Origin of the sequence: Salinimicrobium flavum, assembly GCF_042684505.1 — a bacterium.
Lineage (GTDB): Bacteria > Bacteroidota > Bacteroidia > Flavobacteriales > Flavobacteriaceae > Salinimicrobium > Salinimicrobium flavum.
In genome coordinates this window covers 85110-106589 of sequence record NZ_JBHULT010000003.1, presented here as the reverse complement: position 1 = coordinate 106589, position 21480 = coordinate 85110, and the positions used below count along the sequence as shown (strand labels likewise).

Below are 21480 nucleotides of genomic sequence, written 5' to 3'. Positions count from 1 at the left end.
TTTTTTTTCTTCAGGATTTAAGATCTCCTTGCGTTTTGGAGCATGATTAGCATTAGGATCATAATTCTTTGCTGCAGGCAGCGTATCGGGGATTCCTTCTAAAATTTGATTTTTAAAATTCATCTTTAAAAAAGTTATTTTTTAGTTGATTTGTTCTCTCATTGTTTCCAGTTGCACCTCAGAAAGGTACTTTCTGGCCGAAGCAATATGTTCATACATGATTTCGTCTTTTTCCAAAATGGGTACCCGGGACCTGAATCCATCTAAAAAGGTTTCCAAAACAGGAGAAGTTTTTTCCGGCTCCCTGAAGTGAAGGGCCTGCGAAGCATTAAAAAGTTCTATTGCCATAATGCTCAAAACATTGGTAGTTACCTTTAAAAGTTTTGTTGCAGCATTTGCTCCCATACTTACATGATCTTCCTGCCCATTGGAAGAAACTATAGAATCTACACTAGCGGGCGTAGCATATTGTTTATTCTGGCTTACCAGGCTTGCCGCAGAATACTGCGTGATCATGAATCCGCTGTTAAGCCCGGGATCTTTCACTAAAAAAGCCGGAAGCTCCCGGGTGCCTGATATCAACTGATAGGTTCTGCGTTCAGAAATATTCCCCAATTCAGCCATGGCTATTGCAAGATAATCTAAAGCCAGGGCCAGGGGTTGTCCATGAAAATTACCTCCCGAGATGATCTTATCTTCCTTGATGAATATATTTGGATTATCGGTCACCGAGTTCACTTCGGTAAGAATTACTTTTTCCACAAAGGCCAGGGTATCTTTACTTGCCCCGTGCACCTGTGGAATACACCTGAAGGAATAAGGATCCTGTACACTTACTTTCTTTTTAACCGAGATCTCACTCCCTTTCAAAATGTTCCTTATTCTTTTTGCAGTTCGAATTTGGCCGGCATGTGGTCGTATCTCGTGTACCAGCGGATCATAAGGTGACATATTACAGTAAAAAGCATCCACTGAGGTGGCCCCAATGACGTCTGCTAAAAAGCATAATCTATGGGACTCCAACAAGGCATGAATTCCATGTGCCGCCATAAACTGGGTTCCATTGAGAAGAGCCAATCCCTCTTTGGCTTGCAGGCCAAGGATATGCCAGCCCAATTCTTCAAGCACTTCTCCTGCCCTTCTCCTGCACCCTTTGTAGTAAACCTCTCCCTCGCCTAGTAAAGGAAGGGAAAGGTGAGCTAAAGGCGCCAGGTCTCCCGAGGCTCCCAGAGATCCCTGTTCATAAATCACGGGAAGCACATCATTGTTGTACATCTCAATTAGCCGCTCCACCGTCTCAAGTCTAACTCCGGAATGGCCGTAACTAAGGGATTGAACCTTTAGGAACAGCATCAGTTTTACGATTGGTTTCGCAACCGGTTCTCCTGTACCACAGGCATGGGACTTGACCAGGTTTTCCTGTAATTGTTCCAGCTGGGTCGAAGAAATGGTAACATTGCACAAAGAGCCAAAACCGGTATTGATACCATAAACAGGTTCCTGATTTCTTTTTATACGGTGTTCAAGGTATTCCCTGGATGCGGTTATCAAGCTTTTGGAGCTTTCGCTTAACCCAAGTTTTTTTTCTTTCTGAATGATCTCCCTGATCTGCTCGAGATCGAGAAAATCTGTCGATATATAATGAATGGACATTGATTAATTTTTTCAAAGACGCCTCCTCTAAAGATAAAACCCCGGCGGGCTATTTTCTTGCCCACGCTTCAGTTAATAAAAAAGGCTGTCTTTTGACAGCCTTTTTTGACTAATTGAGTTCTATCTTAAAAGAGCCGTAAAGGATCCCGTTGCCGGGATCCGGAGGTTAATAATTTTTAAACACGGGTTTTCTTTTTCTTCTTCTTTTTCGGATTAATAACTTTCCGAACAGTTGGGGAAGAAATGTACCACAGTACAAAACCACTTAATACCGTGATCAATCCCAGTAAAGAGAATGCTCTAAGTATAATGTTGTTAAAATCATCCCTGCCTTCGTAGTCCATTGTATGGGTCATCCAAAGAAAATCAAACCAACGCCAGTCCCGGTGTCTAAGGGATTGGAAACTCCCGGTTGTTGCATGTACATAGGCCCTGATATTTTCGGGAGTGTCGTAGGAGATCACATATGCCGGAAGTGGTCCCGAACGATATTCGTGATGTTTCCCTGTAGAAGTTATTTTTTCTACATTCTCAATTTTCAACCCCTCCATCATATGTTTGTCGGCTACCGCGAGGGCTTCCTCCTGTGAAATTTCCTGTTTGATCTCTCCTGTCTTCGCATTCTGAAGAATTCCATGGTTGATCCAATAATAAGGTTCCCCTGCAATTTCTTTAAGTTCTACTGCGTGAATCTCAGTATCAGGATTCATATCTGAAGGACTCTGAAGTCCTGAAAAATTCGTGTGCACCATTTCGGCATTCCGGTAGTGATCTCCGTGGATCTCATCAATATCGGTCCAGCTGAAATAGAGTCCGCTCACGGTCCACATGATGAATTGAATTCCCAGGAATAATCCAAGATACCTGTGGGTTTGCCTTAATTTTAAGGCTGTTTTTCTTTTTACCATTTTTATTTTATTTAAGGAGACCAGTCATCTCATTTTTTGAATGATCTGATCTCCCTGATTTTTAGTTTTCTCTTTTTAATATCCTTCTGTTTGCTGCATTCCCGAAGCTTCTACCTCACTTGCCGGGATAGGGCAGATCGTCCTGTTATCTGTAGCCTGAATATCAAGGTTCGCTGCATCCACCCCGGTATTCACATGTTCATCTACGGGACGTAGTATATCTTTTCCCCTGCGAATGTAGTCGTATACACCATGGCCTTCAAGGGCAAGTTCCCTTCTCCTCTCATCGGCGATCCTATCTTTAAGGGCTTCTCCGGTTTCGGTTGCCTTGTGGGATGCAAAGTTGGTAGTCCTGTTTTCAATAAGAGTATTCAAATAATTCAACGCCTCAGTGTCTCCTCCTCCGGCTCCATGAGCAGTTGCTTCTGCCGCGATCAGGTACATTTCAGACAACCTAAGTACAGGAATATTATGAGCACTAAGTCCTCCTCCGTCACTTCTATTGGTGTATTTAACGAAAGCCTGCTGTGTTCCTTCTTTATCCTCCTCAAGGAGCGCAGCACGGGGATCATTCTCATAGGCACCCAAAAGGTCAACAAAGGTCTGCGTGGCGATCACATCTCCCTGCCCCCCGTCTTTCACGTCAAACTGTGCTCCAAGACCATTACTTCCTAAAGAATTCTGGCTGGTGATACTCAATTCAAAAAGGGATTCGGAATTATAGTCATCAAAGACATAGGAATCTACTCCCATAAGGTTCGATTCCCCTCTGGCTGAAATTACTTCTTCAGCATATTTCAGAGCATTATCCCAGTCTTGTTTATAAAGGTATACCCTGGCCATTAAAGCCTTGATGCCTGTCTTGGTGAGGTATTGCGTACTACCCTGCTCCCAGGTATTTTCTCCCAGAAGATCATGAGCCGTCTGCAGATCCAGAAGGATCTGGTCATAAGTTTGTCCCAAAGAGCTTCTTTCTACCACAACTTCTTCCGAAGAAAGTTTTAGCGGCAGACCTTGAGAAGAGGCTCCGGACTTTATCCATGGATAGGCAAAAGTTCGGGCTAAATCAAAATATACCATTCCTCTAAGTCCAAGAGCTTCCCCCAGGATCTCCTGCTTTGCTGTGGCACTACCTTCTGCTGCATCAATGTTATTGATGATAAGGTTCAGGTTGTTGATGGCTTTAAAAGACTGTCGCCACAGCGCTTCACAGCTTCCGCTATTGTTCGCGCTTTCCTCATATTTATAGGCGATAGATTCATACTCCCTTGGATTAAAGGTGGTTTTCACAAACCTGAAATCTGTTCCTTTAACAGCCGCCCTTTTGTATAAGACCCTTCCGAGATAGGTGTTTCGGGAAACTTCATTGTATGTACCAACGAGTAGTTTATCCAGTTTTTCTACGGAATTGAGTACCAGATTTTCAGAAATTACATGGTCTGGTGTCTGTGTCAGCACATCTTCGCTACATCCCTGGAGGGAAAGCAAACCTAAGATCACTAATGTATTTTTTAATATTTTCATTTTTTTGCTTTTTAAGTCTAAAATTGTAATTGAAGTCCCAGCATTAAAGTCCTTGCAGTGGGTACCTGGAAGAAATTCACCCCATCGGCGACTGCTTCGGGATCATACCCATCAAGTTCGGTTAACAGTAAAAGGTTGTCCCCCTGAACATAAACAGACCCACCTTTTACCGTATTCCACATGGAAGGTAGTTTATAACTCAGTTTCACGTTCTTTAGTTTCAGGTAATCTGAATCATACAGATGCCTGGTGGAAACATCATTCGAAAAAGTAGGATTTCCATTGATCCTGATTGGTACAGTAGCATTTGTGTTATTAGGGTTCCATGGATTTAACTGAGCCTCTGTATTAGTGAATTGAGGGGCATATCCATCATCATCCCGCTTAAAGGCAGTACGGTCGTAAACTTTTCCTCCCATTCCAAAAGTGAATAGAAAATCAAATGAAAAGTTCTTATAATGGAATTCATTAAAGAAGCCTCCCTGTAAATCCTGCAGGGCATTCCCGAAAATTCCGAAACCGGCACTCTGTGCATCTGTTGTAACTTCCCCGGTTCTTTCCCCGTTTTCCAGAACATTATATTGGGCCAGGCCTGTTTCGGGGTCTACGCCTGCGTAATCCCTGAGGTAGAAAGAATAAATGCTCTCCCCTTCTTTAATGATCAAAGGATCCTGGCCATATCTCGCACTGTAGGTAGAGACAATGGTATTTTTCAACTTCGTGATCTCATTATCAAGTATCGTCAGGTTCGCACTGGTACTCCAGGAGAAATTATCATTTGATAAAGGACTGTACCCAACTTCAAATTCCCATCCTTTGTTCACCATTTCCCCGTAATTCTGTAGCTGGGTAAGGAAACCTGTTGTAGGTGAAACCGGCACATTCAGCAATAGATCTTGTGTTTTTTTATGGAAATAATTCACAGAAAGGTCAACTTCTCTGAAAAGGTTCAAATCTATTCCAAAATTGAAGTTTTTACTTTGCTCCCAGGAAAGATCGGGATTTTGCAGTTGTCCATAAGACAAACCAGATTCTCCTCCATAACCTTTTCCATCAGTTTCAAAAAATGCCAATGCTGCATAATATTGCGGAGGCAGGTTTCCGTTGGTACCGTAACTACCTCTAAATTTAAGATAATCCAGCCCGTCTACATCTATGAAATCTTCATCTGTGGCAACCCAGGCTCCTGAAACAGACCAGAAGGTACCCCAGCGAGCGGCTTTCCCAAATCTTGAGGAACCGTCTCTCCTGATACTTGACGACAGGTAATACTTCTGATCAAAATTATAGGCCACTTGCGAGAAGTATGAAAGAAGGGAATAATTCTCTGCATATCCCGTATGTGACCATAGTGACCCTATGCTACTAGCCGAAAGCAATTCACTATCAAGAACATCGTAGCCATATACATTGATGGAATTCATCTTCGAGACCTGCAGTTCATGTCCTAAAAGCACATCAAAACCGTGTTTCCCAAAATTGTCGTTATAATTGAGGATATTGGACACCGTGTATTGGAGAACTTCACTTTTTACACGGTTTAGAACCCCGTTCCAGATTCCTCCCCCTGCACCAAACTCTTTATTGTCATAGAGAGTTTCATCTATTGCCTGCTGGTCTACACCAAAGGTTGTTTTAAAACTAAGGGGCTCCAGGATCTGGAATTCGGCAAAAGCATCTCCCCTAACACGGAATTCAGTATTTTCATATTCCCCAACTTTGAGGACTCCAATAGGGTTCGCATTCTTTTCGATATCATTCGGAAGGTTTGCAAATCCACCGTATCCTTCAGGATCATAGATTGGAGCGGCTGGAGGCAAGACACGCGCCATGTATAATGGGTTTAACCCCCCGGCATAGGCTCCGTCAATATTGGCCGCATCCCTTTCAGATTTTGCAACAGAAAGGTTGACACCTAGCTTTATCCAGTCCTTGGCCTGATTTTCCAGGTTAAGCCTTCCGGAATATCTTTTCATTCCGGTTTCGATAACGGTTCCTGCCTGATCCAGGTAGTTACCTGATACAAAAAAGGAAATACTTTCATTCCCACCTCTTGCAGAAAGATTGTATTTTCTGAGGGTTCCGGTTTGGTAAATAGCATCCATCCAGTCTGCGTTGGCATTGGTATTACCATAAATACCTTCATAATCTGTAATGGCCTGATTCTGGTAGGTACTGTATAGAGAATTATCTCCATATACTCTCCTGAATTCGGCATTTTCACCGTTTTGGATATATTGATTTATTTGTCCCTCAATCCAAAGATCTTTGAACTGTTCATTGTTGATCAGTTTTTCTTCAGTGAGGTTCTCACTCCAGCCGGTCTCTACTCCAAGGGAAATTTCAGTCTCTCCCCTTTTTCCTTTTTTGGTGGTAATGATCACCACCCCGTTTGCGGCCCTGGATCCATATAAAGAGGAAGCAGCAGCATCCTTCAGGACTGTTATACTCTTTATATCTTCGGAATTGATCGTAGATAACGGATTGTATCCGGTACTTCCCGTCATATAATCCCCTGCCCTCAGATTCGAATCAGTATTGATCACCACTCCATCGAGCACGTACAGAGGCTGAGTTGAACCGCTAATGGAGCCAATCCCGCGAATCTGCACATTAGATTGACCTCCTGGTTGACCAGAAGTAGAAATATTCACCCCGGAAATTTTTCCCTGTAAAGCCGTTTCAAAACTGGCGGTTGCCCCACGGGTCACGGCTTCATTGGTGACTGTTTCGGCCGCTCCTGTAAAACTTCGTTTATTGGCTGATCCATAGGCCACGACCATGACCTCATCAAGGGCTTGTGCGCTCTTCTCCATCTCCACGTTAATAACCGTAGAGGAACCCACGGTTCTATTAACGACCTTTTTTCCGATATAGCTGAAGTTAAGAACATCGCCAATCTGTGCAGTAATAGTATACTCCCCGTCGAAATTGGTTTGCGTTCCGTTGGTTGTATTCTTGACCACCACATTCACTCCCGGAATAGGCATACCGTTCTCGTCGGTTACAGTTCCGGTAACTGTTTTTTCCTGGGCAAAAGTAAGCTGCCCTACTAACCCTACACAAAGGGTCAGCATCAATAAAAATTTACTTTTCATAAAGTAGGTGTTTTAAAATTGGATAATTTGAAAATAAGAATGCCGGGGAGATATCAGCATACACTATAAAAGCATGACTAATTCTCCATAAGTATCAACAAAATTGATACAACTGTAAAATCAAATGGTGAATACCTGGCACAGGACCTGAATGTCATATACCAGTTGAGGAGGTTCATAAGGAGGATAAGATATGACCTCTGGAGATAACTCCGGAAGGAGGTCTATAAAAATAAAAGAAATAGGTACGATGAAGGTCTGAGGTACAATATCGAAAGAAACCGAATGAACATTCAATTCATCCTGACCCAGAATACGTTCAGTTGTGTCTGAGCAGCAGGAATCTTTACCCATCTTCATGTGGCTCATCATCCCTTCCACTCCACAGGAATGTGTCTCAGTTTTGCACTTTTCCACAGAAGAAAATACCGCGTGCCCTACTAAACTCTTACCACAGAAATGCTTTTCCACCGTGAAAGACATGGTGGAAAAGAGGACCAGAATGGCCATCATGAACGAAAAAGTATGTAGGGAAACTTTTTTCATGAATGCCAAATATAATAAAATGCTAATGCGATCAACATTTTTAACATTAGTTTCCTCTTTTTTTTTATTTACAGCTTATGAACAATTCCTGTTTCTATTCGGCTGAACTGCAAATAAGAACACAATATTCTTCTCCCATTTTATTTTAAAAATGGAGTACATGAGTAATTTAAAAAAGGTGACTTAGGCTCCATCCCTTTTATCGTTTATATAAAAGAGTTTCTTATCCCATGAGCAAGAACCTTCCCGGGTGGCTGTTTGGGACTTTTGCAAAACTACAAAAAAGCAAAAGCTGCAACTTGCGATGTGCTTTTTAAGGAAGAAAGAGGAATTGATTGTAAAACTGTGAAGTAAGCTAATGCTTATTCAATTATGAAAATTTATCCAAATGTTAACGTTCCTTATTTTGTCTCAAATCTGCGATTAGGTAGCTTTAAGCAATACCGAAAATAGAAAGTAAAAAAGAATTCCGGAAACGAGTCCCGATGGAGTTTACCTTAAAAAGATTGAAAAGCTACTCTGTCAAAAACCATTAAATAACATTCTAACCAAAAAGAAGGCTATTTGATTAACCGGTAATATTTTATTTAACTGAAAAAGGAATGAAAATATATTTGATTGCCGCATTACTGATAGTTGTCAATGTGAATTTTGCGCTTGCTCAAAAACCTCCATCAGTAGAGGGAAATGTAAATGACCTGCCCATTAGGGAATACACAATAACCATTGACCAGGAGGTAGTTGATATTGGGGGTAAGGAAAAACCCGGGATGACCATTAACGGAAGTATCCCCGGACCTACCTTAAGGTTTACCGAAGGGGAGTATGCAGTAATTCATGTCAAAAACGATATGGATGTCGAGACCTCTGTACACTGGCATGGTCTCCTGCTTCCAAACTTTTTTGACGGGGTGCCCTACCTGTCCACCCCGCCCATAAAAGCGGGTGAAACCTTTACCTATGAATTTGAGTTGAAGCAGTCGGGGACTTATTGGTACCATTCCCATACCGGCTTACAGGAGCAGGATGGTGTTTATGGTTCAATTGTTATAGAAGACCCTGAAGAGGATCTGGATTACGATACAGATCTGGTCCTGGTCCTGGCCGACTGGACTTTTGAGAAACCTACTGAAGTTTTAAGAACTCTAAAACGTGGGCTGGAATGGTATGGAATTAAAAAGAATACAGTCGTTCCTCTCAGTGAAGCTATTTCAAAAGGTGCTTTAGGCGCTCAGCTTAACTTCTGGAGGCAAAGGATGGAAGGGGTGGACATATCTGATGTCTATTATCCCGCTTTTCTAACCAACGGAGCTACTTCCATGAGGTATCCCGAATTTCAACCGGGGCAAAGAGTAAGGCTCCGTTTCATAAATGCTGCGGCATCCACTCAATTCTGGTTAACCTTTGGAGGAGAAAACGATCCTTTATTAGTAGCTGCAGACGGGCTTGATGTGGTACCCGTAGAGCACGAAAAAACCTTCATTGCAGTAGCAGAAACCTATGATTTCATTGTTACTATTCCACAGAGCGGGCAGCTGGAAGTAAGAGCGACAGCACAAGATGGCACAGGGCAAACCTCTGCATTTCTTGGTAAAGGTGAAAACATAAGTGCACCGGACGACCTGCCCAAACCTGACCTCGTTAAAATGATGAAAGAAATGGCAGCCATGGATATGAAGATGGGCGCTCCCGCGATGAAATTTCGTCCCGGAAAGGAAGAACCGGAAAAAATGATGGCAAAATACGGTATGAACATGGATGAAATGGATCATGGAAAGATGGATCACGGGGAGACGAACCAAACCCAAGATGAAACAGACACCATTAAGAACAAAGACATGGATCCAGGGGAAATGGATCATGAAGATCACCAGGATGCAAAAGTGACGACCAAAAACGGGGATAGCCAAATGCCGATGGAGGGAATGGATCCAGAGGAAGAAATGAAGGACATGAACATGTTCGCAGTATTCAATTATGACTACCTTAAGTCGCAGGAGAACACCCAGTTCCCTTCTGATCAACCGGTGAGAGAAATCCTGTTGAATTTAACCGGGAATATGCAGCGTTATATCTGGAGTATGAACGGGGTGCCATTGTCTGAAGGCGATAAAATAAAAATAAAACAAGGGGAGGTAACCCGAATTACCCTTAACAACCTCACCATGATGCATCACCCCATGCATTTACACGGGCACTTTTTCAGGGTCTTAAATGACAAGGGGGAACACTCTCCTCTAAAACATACCGTAAATGTTGCTCCCATGCAAAAGGTAGTTATCGAATTTGATGCTAACGAGTATGGGGACTGGTTTTTTCATTGTCATATTCTGTACCACATGGACGCGGGGATGGCCCGGGTTTATTCTTATGGTACTCCCAGGGATGAACGATTAAAGGAACATCCTCTTAAAATTCTTACCAACAAAAGCAATCATTACTTTACCTGGGGAATGATTGATGTGGCATCTCATATGACTGAATTGAATGTGGTCTCCTCTAATATCCGGAATCAGTTTAGCCTTCGCGGGGAATATGGCTGGAATGAAAACCTGGAAGCAGAACTTACCTATGAAAGATATTTAAATGACTGGTTCAGGGTGTTTGGCGGAATCAATCTGGAAAATGAAGAACATGACAGCATGGATGAAATTTCGACTTCTGCTATTGCGGGAATAAGATATTTTACCCCTTTCATGTTCAATCTGGACCTTCGTATAGATCATAAATTGCGTCCCCAGGTAAGCATTAGTCGGGAGATACTGCTGTTCCGGAGAATAGCAGTTTTTGGCGAGTACGAATTCCAGGCAGATTTTGGTTGGGTTGATGAATTACCTGATGGTGACAATTTTGAAAAGGAAGAGGTGTTCCAGGTTGGTGCGGAATATTTCCTTTCCAAAAATTTTTCGATACTTGGCAGCTATGACAACAGGTTCGGAGCAGGGGGTGGCTTGTCTGTTCGGTTTTAAATATAGCGAAACAAGTGGAAATACCGGCGCGGAAAATTAATCATTCTGTTTTAGAAATTTCCCTGGGTCTCGTCTGCTGAAATTTTTCCCTGAGTTCTTCTTCTTGTTCCTGGTAACTCTGGTGGCGTTATACTGAAGAAAAACAAAAAACACCCGACTACCCGTATATCGACTATCAAACTTTTGTCTCCTGACTCTTGTTTCTTGATTTTTTTTCTAATCCCGTCATCTTTTTAAGAATGGTAGAAAGGATAAGACTAAATAAAACAAAGCCAATAAAAATAATAAACCCGGGCTGCAAAGAGGTTTTGTTGGTCGAGATACTTACAAGCGACTCAGTTTCCATATTCAAAGCTAACAGTTGGTGGTCCAGTATTCCCTGGAAGCCTATATATGCCATAAAAATGGCGATCACATACACATCAGCCATGCTCCACTTCCCCGACTTAAAGGCAAAGAATTTCAGGATCTTATTTTTCCTAAGCTTTTCACTTCCGCCCAGGTAGATCTGAGTGGATATTAGTTTAGCAACAGGAAAAATTATGCTGAAGGCAAGAATAAGGATCCCTACAAAAACCGAATCTACTTTACCCGTGTCAAACAGGATATCGATAACCTGCAGGATACTTTTACTTTGAAAAAAAATCACCTGGTCATTAAAAGATATCTCTTCCCCTATCAGTAAAAAATTCACTTGTTGGAAACGTGCATCTATTTCTATCATTGGGGCAGTGAGTCCTGCGAATAGCACCGCTAAAGATGCCAGAACAGAAATTATAAACAAAGGTGTATGCAAGGGTCTTTGGTTTCTGAGTAACCACCAAAGAACGAGAAAGATCCCAATTATGCCGAGCAGGATATAGGTATGAAAGTAGGTTTGGGTCTCCAGTTCCCTGAGATCTTCTGAAGTTTTCCGGTTGAATCCTTTAAGATCGGCAACCCCATACTTCTCAAGAAGCTCATTTAGTTGTAAAACAGCAACTTCAGAATCTGCATGAGTCATATCACTGTATTCCTGAAGTTTGCTTTTTATGACATACTTCAACGCTTCTTTATTTTCGGGTTTTTGGATCTCATCCACTATGGTCTGTGCGAACATAGGTACCAGGGCTCTGATCTTTTCCTCGGGGACCAGCGCTCTTACTGCAAATTTCCTGAGTTTCCCCTTTATAGACTTCTGTTTGAGGTTGATCAAACTATCCCCCTGATCGATCCCTGCGGTAAGAATGTTCTCTACCTGAAGGACAAGGGTATCTTCCTGTTCAGGGGTGAATTCAAAATCGTCAATACGGTTAAGGACCATACTGGTCAAATGATCCCTCCAAATATTTACCGAAAGGATTCCGTGAGTAATGCTGTTAAGTTCGCTGTAGTCTTTCTTGATCTCAGCTGCTTCTGAAGAATATTTATAGACGAGATAGCTGCTCCACCCCGCGACGGCTAGCAGACCGCCTGTAAAGATCATAAGGAGGAGGCGTTGTAAAGTTTTAGACATCATTTTCCGGAACAGGCATTAAATGTAAACCTTTTATCCGGATAAATTTCATCATGTTTTACTTCCTGAATCAACCTGAAGGCTTGTCGTTAAAACCTCCAACCTTCGGCGTTAAGCCTTGATTCTTTTCCCAAAATACCGGATTCCATTTCTCCTTCAAAAAACTTTAAGAAGCTTAAAAAAGCGGTGAAATACACTACCTCCTTGTAAGTTATGGATTTTCACGGGTTTTTAATTGTATGTTTGAGTCCTCTAGTTTATCTCAATATTTAATTAAACCTCTTTAAATTTATGCCCCACCATCAATTTAACCAGATTTTTTATGCAAAGCCTTCAGGTGAAATTTTTATTACACTCCTAAGGATAAAATAAAAACGAATTCGATACTATGCCCATTTTTGATAAGCCTCCCATAAATGTTGAACCATTTAACATTGAACCTTTTTTCGAGTCATCCTCCGATTTTCTTTGCATTGCAGGTTATGACGGATATTTCCGAAGGGTAAATCCTGCCTTTCTGAAGTTATTGGGATACACCCAGGAAGAATTATTTTCCAGGCCAATAAGTGATAATATATACCCGGGAGATAAAAGTATTACATCCAGCTATAGAGACCATTTAAAAAGGGATGTACCCCTTTTAAATTTCGAAAACAGGTATTTGACCAAATCAGGGGAAATTGTGTGGCTCACCTGGACCTCAATCCCAGAACCATCCCTGAATTTAATTTATGCCATCGCTAAAAATATTACCCATATTAAAAAATTGGAAGAAGAGCGAAATTCCCTGCTTACCAATCTTACCAAAGTCAATGCAGAATTTAAGCAATTAACCTATACCACTTCCCATGATCTCAGGACTCCAGTGAGTAATTTGATCTCACTTATAAACCTTATAGATACCTCGACCATACAGGATAAAGATACCCTGCTTTATTTGGAGATGGTGGAAACCTCGGCTTTTCAGCTGAATGACACCTTAAACAAACATATTGATATTTTAAATGAAGAAGATAAATTAAATGTAAAACTCGAAAAAGTCAATCTTAAGAACACCCTGGACAATACACTGGAGCCGTTAAAAGTTTTAATTGAAGATTCCAAAGCAGTTTTTAATATAGATTTTTCGGAGGTGGCAGATATAAAATCCAATGCCTTTTATCTGCACAGCATATTTCTCAATTTAATTTCAAATTCAATAAAATATTCCAGACCCGGTTGTACTCCGAAAATTGATATTACTTCTAAAAAAGTGGATAATTTCATACGTATTATTTTTTCGGATAACGGACTTGGGTTTGATATGGAAAAGGTAGACGGCAAAATCTTTGGGCTACACCAGAGTTTTCATGATCATCACGATAGTAAAGGCATAGGCTTATACCTGGTCAATAATTATATGAATAGTTTGGGAGGCAATATAAGTTTAGAAAGTAAAGTGAATGTTGGAACAACCTTTATTTTGAATTTCAGAGCTTGATCATTGCATATTTTGAAAGAGCGAAGACCGCTACCCTATTTTTAAAATAAAAAAAGGACCTGATTTTTACGTCAGATCCTGTTCTTAAGATTTTTTACCTTAAATATTAGCTGGCACTATTGGCCGGCAGAAGATCAATTACAACCGTACGATTGTAAGAGCGCTCTTCGGGAAGTTTGTTTCCAAACGGGGATTTGGCCGTATCTTCACCAAAACCCTGAACCTCAAATTGCACATCCTTTCTATTTGATTTCAAAAGTGCATTTTCCAGGATCTTCTTAACATCGTTGGCACGAGCCAAAGACAGTATTTGATTGCTCCCGGTTTCCCCAATAGCATCTGTATGCCCATGGATAATGACTTTACCGTTTTTAGGGATTTTTGGTGCAACAACTTCAGTAAGATATTTCTCATACATCGCGATAGCTTTGGCGTCATCAAATTGGTAAAGAATACTAAATCTCATCCCTTCCTCCAGTTCAGATGGAGCCCAGAGCACAACATTTATTTTAGATTCCTTTGTCACGATCTCGCCATCACTTGCAGTACCTATCATCTTCACTTTAAAGTCTCCTTTGGTGCTGCTTCCTAAAATGGTTTTTCCGGGAATACTCACTTCTTCTTCGGTATAAGGACCGTAGTTTTTTACATTCCCTTTTTCGTCTGTAAGCTCGAGTTTCCAGGTTGTAAATGCCTCTTTTGCTCCTTCGGCCTTGAAGGTCACATAACTTTCCGCAGGTGCTTCCTGAATGCCTTTAAGGCTTACCGGTTTTAGAGGTGCATTAGGCCCGCTCTGGAATTCCATAAGCAAGGCAGGAGAATTACTTTCTACAGACACCCTTCTGTCTTCTTCACGCAAAAGATCCAACTCAAGTGTTCCACCCGGTTTTTTTGACGGGATCTTCGGTTCGGTTCTTCCTTCAACAGCAATTCTTGATGCATTGATCCCAAAGACTTCAACAAGATAGGTCTTTACAGATCCTGCCATTGTTTTTCCGTCCTCTTTACCTGTTTCTGTTGATCCAACCAGGGTTATGGTTGCGTCCGGATTTTTTCCCATACGGTCCCCAAGGATATTTAATACATTGTAATAAACTGCCATTTCACGTTTTGCACGTCCCGATAAGTTGGTTGTATTATTTACCTCCACCTGGTCTTCTTTAAAATTCTTTACCTGGTCTTTTTCCAGTAATACATACCTGTTTGGGATCGCGGTAGATCCTTTATCCATATAGATATAATTACTTAAAGGAAAAGTTTCAGAAATAATGCGTTCCCCCTGAAGATTCATTGGAGAATCTACAGTGAATGCAATTGATGGTCTTACAACTTCAGCTTCTTCAATTACAGATTTCCGTCCCATCCCAAATTTAAGGGTAGCACCGGCTCTTATCGTGGTAATATTCCATGATTCTGTTGCACGTGGATTTTGACCAAAATAAGGATGGAAGGCTACAAATGGTGAAAGCACAAATTGAGTTTTTTGTTTGTTTGACGACAGAGGTATATCAAACCCCGCTCCTACCTGCATAGAGATAATTGTGTTCTCTACATCACCAAAATCTTCATTAACAGCAGGATCTGCTGTTTGCTCAGGATATGCAGGATTGATTCCTTTTTCATAGGTAAACGATTTATCTAAATTGAAAGCCAGTCTTGGACCTCCGTACAAATAAAATCCGTTCTTAAAAGGTGCAATACGCAAACTGGGTTCAACGGTAATATAACTGAGATCTGAAGACAAATCCATAGGACAGTTACACGGTGAAGTCACCTGATCCCAATCGCCCTGACGACTGTCATACCCGCTTTGCAGCATAATTCCCCAAACAGAATTCGGGAAATGATATTCTACAAGAGGTGCAGCGAAAAGTCCGATCCCATCCCCATCTTTGAAAGCAGCAGGTACTGTTAAACCAGAATTTAAGCGCTGAGTGGTTCCGCGATAGAAATTAAAGTTCGCACCGGCGGCTACACCAAATAACCAGGTTGGTTTTTCGTATTGAGCTTCCTGTGCCATAGAAGGCATTTGGAAAACTAATGCGATTAAAAAAATAAATAGTAGTTTTTTCATATTTGAGTTATAAGGGGCTGTGCCATGCAGAGCCCCTGTTTATAAAAATTTTGTTTTTTCCTGATCCTAAAAAGGATTACGGTTTTGTCACTGTATTCGAATCCAGGCTAACAGAGCCTGTTCTGGTCAATGCCCTTCCGTCTACAGTTGCACCGGTATTTAGAGTAATTGATATGTTGGCAAGGATATTTCCGAAGAAAACAGAAGTAGTTCCAAGAGTTGCGGAAGATCCTACCACCCAGAAAATATTCTCAGCTTTTGCACCACCTGAAAGGACAATACTTGTACCCGGATCTGTAATGAGCGTAGATCCTATCTGGAAAATCCAGACAGCATTTGCGTCCCCATGTAGTGTTAGGATACCCTGCGGTCCTGTTCCTGATATTCCCGTTGAAGTTGAATTTGCATACAATCCGGGAGCAAGGGTTAAACCTCCAAGTTGTCCCGGTAACGAGATAGGGTTTAAAGATCTCGACTGGCCATCATTAAAAGCTGCCGTCAAATCTATTTTAGCTTCTTCAACAATAGGATTGGCAGTGGTATAAAGTGTACCGTTAACGTTGGTCTCGTCTAAGCCTGTAATAGTAGCTGTGGGATAAGAACCCACGTCACCGTTTAGAATAGTGTTAATACCAGTGTTGGTGATACCCGCTCCTGCAAGAACAACAAAATCTGCAGCAGACAGCAGGTTTATTCCCTCAAGATTACCGGTATTTACCTGGGTGAAATTAGCGGTAATATTCTTATCTGAATCCATGACCACAGTCAATGGATTATTGTTTCCTGAAGCATCATCACTCCATGATGAAAATTCATATCCATCAGCAGGTTTAGCGGTAAGGACAACCTGATCTCCATGATTGTAATTTTGATCATTTGGATTTATTTCAACCTCGCCGTATTCTGCGGTTACATTTAATGTGTAGGTGTTACGCTCAAAATTAGCAACCAGATTAGTGTTTTCAGTTAATTCAAAGGTATAACCAGAATCTGTTGATACTTCCTCTCCGTTTGCTGTCCAGTTTACAAAAGTATATCCTGAATTAGGAGTTGCTGTTACAGTCACGTCAGTTTCAGCGTCAAATGAACCAGAACCATTTATAGACCCACCTTCTGATGGACTTGCCGATAGAATAACTGCAAATTGATCTTCCGGTATTTGGCTGTAATGTGCAACCAGAGTTCTGTTTCCTGTCAAAGTGAACTGATAACTGGCACTGGTAGAAGCTACAGTTTCACCTTCTGTCCAGTTTACGAAGAAGTAACCCTGATTTGGTAAAGCAGAAACAGTTACAACTGAATTTTCATCAAATTGTCCCGATCCATTTGTTGTTCCACCGGCAACAGGACTTGAAGAAAGATTTATTCTAAAATTTCCGGAAGCAACCTCCGCAAAATTTGCCACTATTGCGATGTTACCATCCATTTCAAACTGATAGCTTGAGCTTGTTGAAACAACCTTATCACCAACCGTCCAGTTTGTAAATACAAAACCTTCATTAGGTGTTGCTGCAACTGTGACTATAGCTCCATTATCAAATGTTCCCGATCCTGTGACAGTACCACTGGTCTCTGGTGAAGCAGTCACAGTTATTTGCGGTACCGTTGTAAAGCTCCACACATAATTTTCCTGCAAGGCACTACCTAAAGGATCTTTGATCCCTGTAGTAACAGTTCCCGTGTAGGTTGTGTTTGGTAGAAGATCTGCAGAGGGTGTAAAGAAAGCCGTTGATTCTGAATAAGTAATGGTTCCTGCCAAGGCAGATGTTCCGTTTACTTTAAATGTTTGTGAATTGACCGTTTGAGGGTCTAACTCTGTATTAAAGGTGACCGATATTACCTGGTCAAGAGGAACGTTGATATCACCATCCTCGGGGATTGTGGATAATATAATCGGGCATACTCCAATGATCTCCTCGACATCATCTTTGGCGCAACCGGCAACTAAAAACACCATTGCGAAAGCAAAAGCCAGGACAGAGGTTAAATGTAATTTTTTAAAATGCATATATTCTTGTTTAGGGGTTAATGGCATGGGGCCAAAGTGAAGTAATTTTCACCCGTGCAAATTTGAGGGACAAGCCGGCCGGAGATGTTATACAATTCACACTATTGGGTATATTTTAACTATTGGCATACACAGGCCGCCAAGGCTGAGGTTGGAGCCTTAATAGAGTCGTAATCAGATTTTAAATGAAGGAAAAAAACCAAATGAAAATTTGAAACCTGTCGATTAACGGTAATAATTGCTTTTAAGCGGGAAGGATATGAATAGAAGTGAATGAATGGTCGAGAGAAAAGGAAAACTTCATACGGGATTAAATTTAATTCTTCCAAAAGTTCTCGATACATTAATTTCCTAGCCTTTTTCCCAAGCCGTTCTAATCTTTTTCTCTTTTGTTTTTCACGAGGTTTTCCTCTTGCTGCCTGATCAATTTAAAACCCGAAGGAGAAAGACCGGTAACTTTTTTAAACTGACCCGATAAATGGGCCACACTGCTGTAATGCAATTGATAATCGATCTCAGATATACTTATGTCTTCGGTTAAAACCAATTCTTTTGCTCTTTCAATTTTACTGAGAATTATATACTGTTGAATGGAGATCCCGCTCACTTCAGAAAAAATATTGGCCAGGTAGGTGTAGTCGTAACCTAACCTACTACTGAGGTAAATCGAAAAACTCATTACCGGCTGCCCATCAGAATAACTGATCATTTCAAGAATTGCAGCTTTTATTTTTTCGAACAGAATACCTTTATTGGTCGAGTACAGTTTTAGCCCATATGATAAAAGATTGTTTTTAAGTTTCTCCCGCTGTTTCAGACTTAAATCATCTGGAAGTTCAACCACTCCAATGTCAATTATTCCAAAAGGAATCCTCAACCTTTCCAGTTCTTCTTTCACCCGTTCTCTACAAGGAAGACCAACCATGTATTTTATATATAACTTCATGGTTTTTTCTTAGGGACTTAATAATATGTTTCAGCGCAACCGAAACGGGATTTACTTCCCTATTTCATAGATGAAATCCCCTATGACCGGCAAGAATAAAAACATAATATCCGGCACTAAATGTACATGATTAAAACTCAGCGGGGCTTCCCAAGGGGAGTTTTAATTAAAGTTTTACAAGATAAGGAAGCATTAAATTCCTTATTTTTTAAAGAGGACGGCTTCCGGAATTTAGAAGTAGGAAATTTTTAAACCAGTCTAAAACCAGTAGCTAATGGCTAATGTTTAATCAAAAGAATCCTGGTCACAACCTCATTCTACCGAATAATTCGCTCTGTCTAAATGACACAACCTGAACCCCAGACTTTGACCTTGAATGATAAACACACGGCTCACAGCTAATGGCTTTTTTAAGACTAAAGAATACGGCCTCCATACGTTGAAACGAGCCGTTTCCAATACACCTTTTTTATTTATTTTGTAAATAAGACTTGACATTTAAATTATTTGTTTACATTTGTAAAGTTAACTTTACTTTAAGTCAACCTTTAATTACATTAAAAATGAGAAAAGCACGTAAAAAGAATCTCCATCGACTTGCTGCATGGACGTGGAGTTGGGTAGCAACGATGGCAATTGCCTCTTTTGGCCCGAAGTACATTTGGGATGATCACACTGTTTTAACGGTCCTCGCAGTTGTTGTCAACTTCACCAATGGAATTTTAATGATCATCGCAAACAGAAACCTGTTTAATGATTTTGATGAGCTGGAACGTAAAATTCATTTAGAATCAATGGCTATAACATTGGGACTGGCTGTTGTTGTAGGGTTATCCTATTCTTTATTGGACACCACCAATCTTATTAGTCACGATGCAGAAATAAGCAACCTGGTATTATTCATAGGAGTGACATATTTAGTTTGCATTACGGTAAATACAAGAAGATACTCATGAAAAACAGGTTAAAAGTACTTCGGGCTGAAAAAAACTACACTCAGGAAGATCTGGCTGATATTATTGGCGTATCCAGGCAAACGATCAATGCCATTGAAAAAGAAAAATTTGATCCCAGTTTACCGACAGCTTTCAGGATTTCAAAACTTTTTGAATTGCCTATAGAGGCTATATTTCATTTTGAGGATAATTAGAAAGGGTATATTCGAATCCAATTAACCAGCTGACTTACGACCCGCGCAGGATCTTCTCCATCTTCTTTCCCTTCGCCAGCTCATCTACCAACTTATCCAGGTAACGAACCCGCTGTGTCAAAGGATTCTCAATATCTTCGACACGATACCCACAAATTACTCCGGTGATAAGGTGTGCATTTGGATTAAGAGAAGCACGCTGGAAGAAGGTTTCAAAAGTCACCTTTTCTTTTATCAGGTTCTGGATCTTCGTTTCATCAAAGCCTGTTAACCACATTATGACCCTGTGTAACTCTTCCCTGGTCCTGCCCTTCTTCTCCACTTTGGTGAGATAATGAGGGTAGACAGAGGCAAAGGTCATTTTTGCCATACGCTCATTGTGAGCTTTAGTAGTGTTCATTACTGTTTTTATCCAAAATATAAAAAATTTAGAAGTCTGGCAGAGGACAGAGGACAACTCTCGGAATTTAAAAGTACGAAATTAGAATTTCAAACTTTTGAAACCGGCTAACAGCTAACGTCTAAAGACTTTGGATGTTTGAATTCATCGTTTTCCGCAGAAATTCAACGATCTCCTTCACCACCACTTCTGTATTATCAGATTTTATATCACTTCCCAGGAAATGGGTTTTCGGCTCCACTAGTCTTACCATCTTTTTGAGAGAATCAGGGGTTCCAAGTAATTCGTAGACCTCAGGATAAACCTCTACCTCTACATGTTCATCCTCTTTCAGGAAATTCTCATAATAATAAAGCGTGAGCACCGGACAATTCACCTTCTGAAAAGTCTCTTTCGTGGTGACCGAACTTATTAAAACCTGAAGGTCTACCAGTGCTTTAGAGGGATAAATGGTATCGAAATACTGTGCAGCTATTTCTTTCTCATGTTGTATTTTCATATGGTCTCCAAAAGAAACGAGGTGCGCCAGTTCATAACCCCAATGTGAGTTTAAAAGGAAAGCTCCATCAACCTCATCCTCTATGTATGGTGACAGGTTGATGAGGCCGTGTACTTTATCGGGATAGGTAGCAGCCAGTTTAAAAGCGAGAGTACCGCCCGTGGAAGTGCTCATAAGAATCACTTTTTTACCAATCTTTTCACCAATTGCCAGTGCTTCCTTTGCCGATCTCCAGGCAGCTTCGGCCGAAAAATCCTCAAGAGCTTCTTCAGCTACCATTCCGTGACCTGCCCACCGGGAGAGGTAGAGATTTGCTCCCAAACTATCGGCTATTTGGACGTTAACAGGGTACCCGTCCCGTGAACTGCCGCCAAATCCGTGCAGGTAGACGAGACTATATTCTGTCACCTCCGGCTCCTGTTGCTGCCATAGGATCCTCGCATGATTATCCTTCCTGAGTGGAAGTCGATTCTCTCTTTTTTCAATATAACTTTCAAGTTGTTCCAGGTTTTCAGGCAGGTTAGGGAAGGTTGTTCCATATTCTGGATCTGGAGGTTTAGGACCCAGAAAATAGGTGATCACCAGTACGATAAAAATAAGAGCAGGGATAAGGTATCTTTTTTTCATTGACAGGCTATTGCATCTTAAAGTTTGACAGTCTTTTTCAAACAAGTTCTATTGCGGCTTCAAGATAATATCTTTGTGGTAATAGTTGGCACTTTCCTTTACT

Annotated in this window: 15 protein-coding genes; 4 read left to right on the top strand and 11 right to left on the bottom strand. The window is 41.1% G+C overall.

The annotated features are described in order from the left end of the window. Positions 1 to 141 precede the first annotated feature (141 nt). From hutH to ACFSTG_RS00495, 5 genes are all read right to left on the bottom strand, one after another. Positions 142 to 1653, bottom strand: coding sequence for a histidine ammonia-lyase (gene hutH / locus ACFSTG_RS00515; RefSeq protein ID WP_380747395.1), 1512 nt, complete (start codon positions 1651 to 1653; stop codon positions 142 to 144). A 176-nt stretch (positions 1654 to 1829) separates the two neighbouring features. Next, on the bottom strand, positions 1830 to 2561 hold the full coding sequence (locus ACFSTG_RS00510; RefSeq protein ID WP_380747393.1) for a PepSY domain-containing protein: 732 nt from the start codon (positions 2559 to 2561) through the stop codon (positions 1830 to 1832). 75 nt (positions 2562 to 2636) lie between these two features. Then, complete coding sequence (locus ACFSTG_RS00505; protein WP_380747391.1) at positions 2637 to 4085, bottom strand: RagB/SusD family nutrient uptake outer membrane protein; 1449 nt, start codon at positions 4083 to 4085, stop codon at positions 2637 to 2639. A 17-nt stretch (positions 4086 to 4102) separates the two neighbouring features. Beyond that, on the bottom strand, positions 4103 to 7183 hold the full coding sequence (locus ACFSTG_RS00500) for a SusC/RagA family TonB-linked outer membrane protein (protein ID WP_380747389.1): 3081 nt from the start codon (positions 7181 to 7183) through the stop codon (positions 4103 to 4105). 120 nt (positions 7184 to 7303) lie between these two features. Then, on the bottom strand, positions 7304 to 7729 hold the full coding sequence (locus tag ACFSTG_RS00495; protein WP_380747387.1) for an HYC_CC_PP family protein: 426 nt from the start codon (positions 7727 to 7729) through the stop codon (positions 7304 to 7306). Positions 7730 to 8331: 602 nt separating this feature from the next. Between ACFSTG_RS00495 and ACFSTG_RS00490 the strand changes: the two genes are divergently transcribed. Then, complete coding sequence (locus ACFSTG_RS00490; RefSeq protein ID WP_380747385.1) at positions 8332 to 10698, top strand: multicopper oxidase domain-containing protein; 2367 nt, start codon at positions 8332 to 8334, stop codon at positions 10696 to 10698. A gap of 175 nt (positions 10699 to 10873) precedes the next feature. Here the strand turns inward: ACFSTG_RS00490 and ACFSTG_RS00485 are convergent, their stop codons facing one another. Next, positions 10874 to 12193 (bottom strand): paraquat-inducible protein A, encoded by a 1320-nt coding sequence (locus ACFSTG_RS00485; protein WP_380747383.1) that lies wholly within the window; start codon positions 12191 to 12193, stop codon positions 10874 to 10876. Between the two features lie 388 nt (positions 12194 to 12581). Here ACFSTG_RS00485 and ACFSTG_RS00480 point away from each other — a divergent pair, with 388 nt between their 5' ends. Then, on the top strand, positions 12582 to 13673 hold the full coding sequence (locus ACFSTG_RS00480; protein WP_380747381.1) for a PAS domain-containing sensor histidine kinase: 1092 nt from the start codon (positions 12582 to 12584) through the stop codon (positions 13671 to 13673). A 106-nt stretch (positions 13674 to 13779) separates the two neighbouring features. Here ACFSTG_RS00480 and ACFSTG_RS00475 read toward each other — a convergent pair whose 3' ends face one another. The 3 genes from ACFSTG_RS00475 to ACFSTG_RS00465 all read right to left on the bottom strand — a co-directional run bounded on the left by ACFSTG_RS00475 (position 13780) and on the right by ACFSTG_RS00465 (position 18701). After that, positions 13780 to 15747 carry an OmpA family protein gene (locus tag ACFSTG_RS00475; protein WP_380747379.1) on the bottom strand — a complete coding sequence of 656 codons (1968 nt, stop codon included), beginning with the start codon at positions 15745 to 15747 and terminating at the stop codon, positions 13780 to 13782. Positions 15748 to 15823: 76 nt separating this feature from the next. After that, on the bottom strand, positions 15824 to 17755 hold the full coding sequence (locus tag ACFSTG_RS00470; RefSeq protein ID WP_380747377.1) for an InlB B-repeat-containing protein: 1932 nt from the start codon (positions 17753 to 17755) through the stop codon (positions 15824 to 15826). A gap of 373 nt (positions 17756 to 18128) precedes the next feature. Next, positions 18129 to 18701, bottom strand: coding sequence for a helix-turn-helix domain-containing protein (locus ACFSTG_RS00465; protein WP_380747375.1), 573 nt, complete (start codon positions 18699 to 18701; stop codon positions 18129 to 18131). Positions 18702 to 19264: 563 nt separating this feature from the next. Here ACFSTG_RS00465 and ACFSTG_RS00460 point away from each other — a divergent pair. Beyond that, positions 19265 to 19657 (top strand): hypothetical protein, encoded by a 393-nt coding sequence (locus ACFSTG_RS00460; protein WP_380747373.1) that lies wholly within the window; start codon positions 19265 to 19267, stop codon positions 19655 to 19657. Then, positions 19654 to 19851, top strand: coding sequence for a helix-turn-helix transcriptional regulator (locus tag ACFSTG_RS00455; protein ID WP_380747371.1), 198 nt, complete (start codon positions 19654 to 19656; stop codon positions 19849 to 19851). Before ACFSTG_RS00460 ends, ACFSTG_RS00455 begins: the two co-directional genes overlap by 4 nt. A 34-nt stretch (positions 19852 to 19885) precedes the next feature. Here the strand turns inward: ACFSTG_RS00455 and ACFSTG_RS00450 are convergent, their stop codons facing one another. Further along, positions 19886 to 20251: a DUF2200 domain-containing protein gene (locus ACFSTG_RS00450; RefSeq protein WP_380747369.1), complete on the bottom strand. Its 366-nt coding sequence runs from the start codon at positions 20249 to 20251 to the stop codon at positions 19886 to 19888. Between the two features lie 121 nt (positions 20252 to 20372). After that, positions 20373 to 21377 carry an alpha/beta hydrolase gene (locus ACFSTG_RS00445; RefSeq protein WP_380747367.1) on the bottom strand — a complete coding sequence of 335 codons (1005 nt, stop codon included), beginning with the start codon at positions 21375 to 21377 and terminating at the stop codon, positions 20373 to 20375. Positions 21378 to 21480: the final 103 nt, after the last annotated feature.

Excerpts from the sequence above, each read along its gene's own strand:
- ACFSTG_RS00490 (WP_380747385.1), top strand. The coding sequence starts at position 8,332 with ATGAAAATATATTTGATTGCCGCATTACTGATAGTTGTCAATGTGAAT.
- ACFSTG_RS00485 (WP_380747383.1), bottom strand. The coding sequence starts at position 12,193 with ATGTCTAAAACTTTACAACGCCTCCTCCTTATGATCTTTACAGGCGGT.
- ACFSTG_RS00450 (WP_380747369.1), bottom strand. The coding sequence starts at position 20,251 with ATGAACACTACTAAAGCTCACAATGAGCGTATGGCAAAAATGACCTTT.
- ACFSTG_RS00460 (WP_380747373.1), top strand. The coding sequence starts at position 19,265 with ATGAGAAAAGCACGTAAAAAGAATCTCCATCGACTTGCTGCATGGACG.
- ACFSTG_RS00470 (WP_380747377.1), bottom strand. The coding sequence starts at position 17,755 with ATGCATTTTAAAAAATTACATTTAACCTCTGTCCTGGCTTTTGCTTTC.
- ACFSTG_RS00455 (WP_380747371.1), top strand. The coding sequence starts at position 19,654 with ATGAAAAACAGGTTAAAAGTACTTCGGGCTGAAAAAAACTACACTCAG.
- ACFSTG_RS00505 (WP_380747391.1), bottom strand. The coding sequence starts at position 4,085 with ATGAAAATATTAAAAAATACATTAGTGATCTTAGGTTTGCTTTCCCTC.
- hutH (WP_380747395.1), bottom strand. The coding sequence starts at position 1,653 with ATGTCCATTCATTATATATCGACAGATTTTCTCGATCTCGAGCAGATC.
- ACFSTG_RS00500 (WP_380747389.1), bottom strand. The coding sequence starts at position 7,183 with ATGAAAAGTAAATTTTTATTGATGCTGACCCTTTGTGTAGGGTTAGTA.
- ACFSTG_RS00465 (WP_380747375.1), bottom strand. The coding sequence starts at position 18,701 with ATGAAGTTATATATAAAATACATGGTTGGTCTTCCTTGTAGAGAACGG.
- ACFSTG_RS00445 (WP_380747367.1), bottom strand. The coding sequence starts at position 21,377 with ATGAAAAAAAGATACCTTATCCCTGCTCTTATTTTTATCGTACTGGTG.
- ACFSTG_RS00495 (WP_380747387.1), bottom strand. The coding sequence starts at position 7,729 with ATGAAAAAAGTTTCCCTACATACTTTTTCGTTCATGATGGCCATTCTG.
- ACFSTG_RS00480 (WP_380747381.1), top strand. The coding sequence starts at position 12,582 with ATGCCCATTTTTGATAAGCCTCCCATAAATGTTGAACCATTTAACATT.
- ACFSTG_RS00475 (WP_380747379.1), bottom strand. The coding sequence starts at position 15,747 with ATGAAAAAACTACTATTTATTTTTTTAATCGCATTAGTTTTCCAAATG.
- ACFSTG_RS00510 (WP_380747393.1), bottom strand. The coding sequence starts at position 2,561 with ATGGTAAAAAGAAAAACAGCCTTAAAATTAAGGCAAACCCACAGGTAT.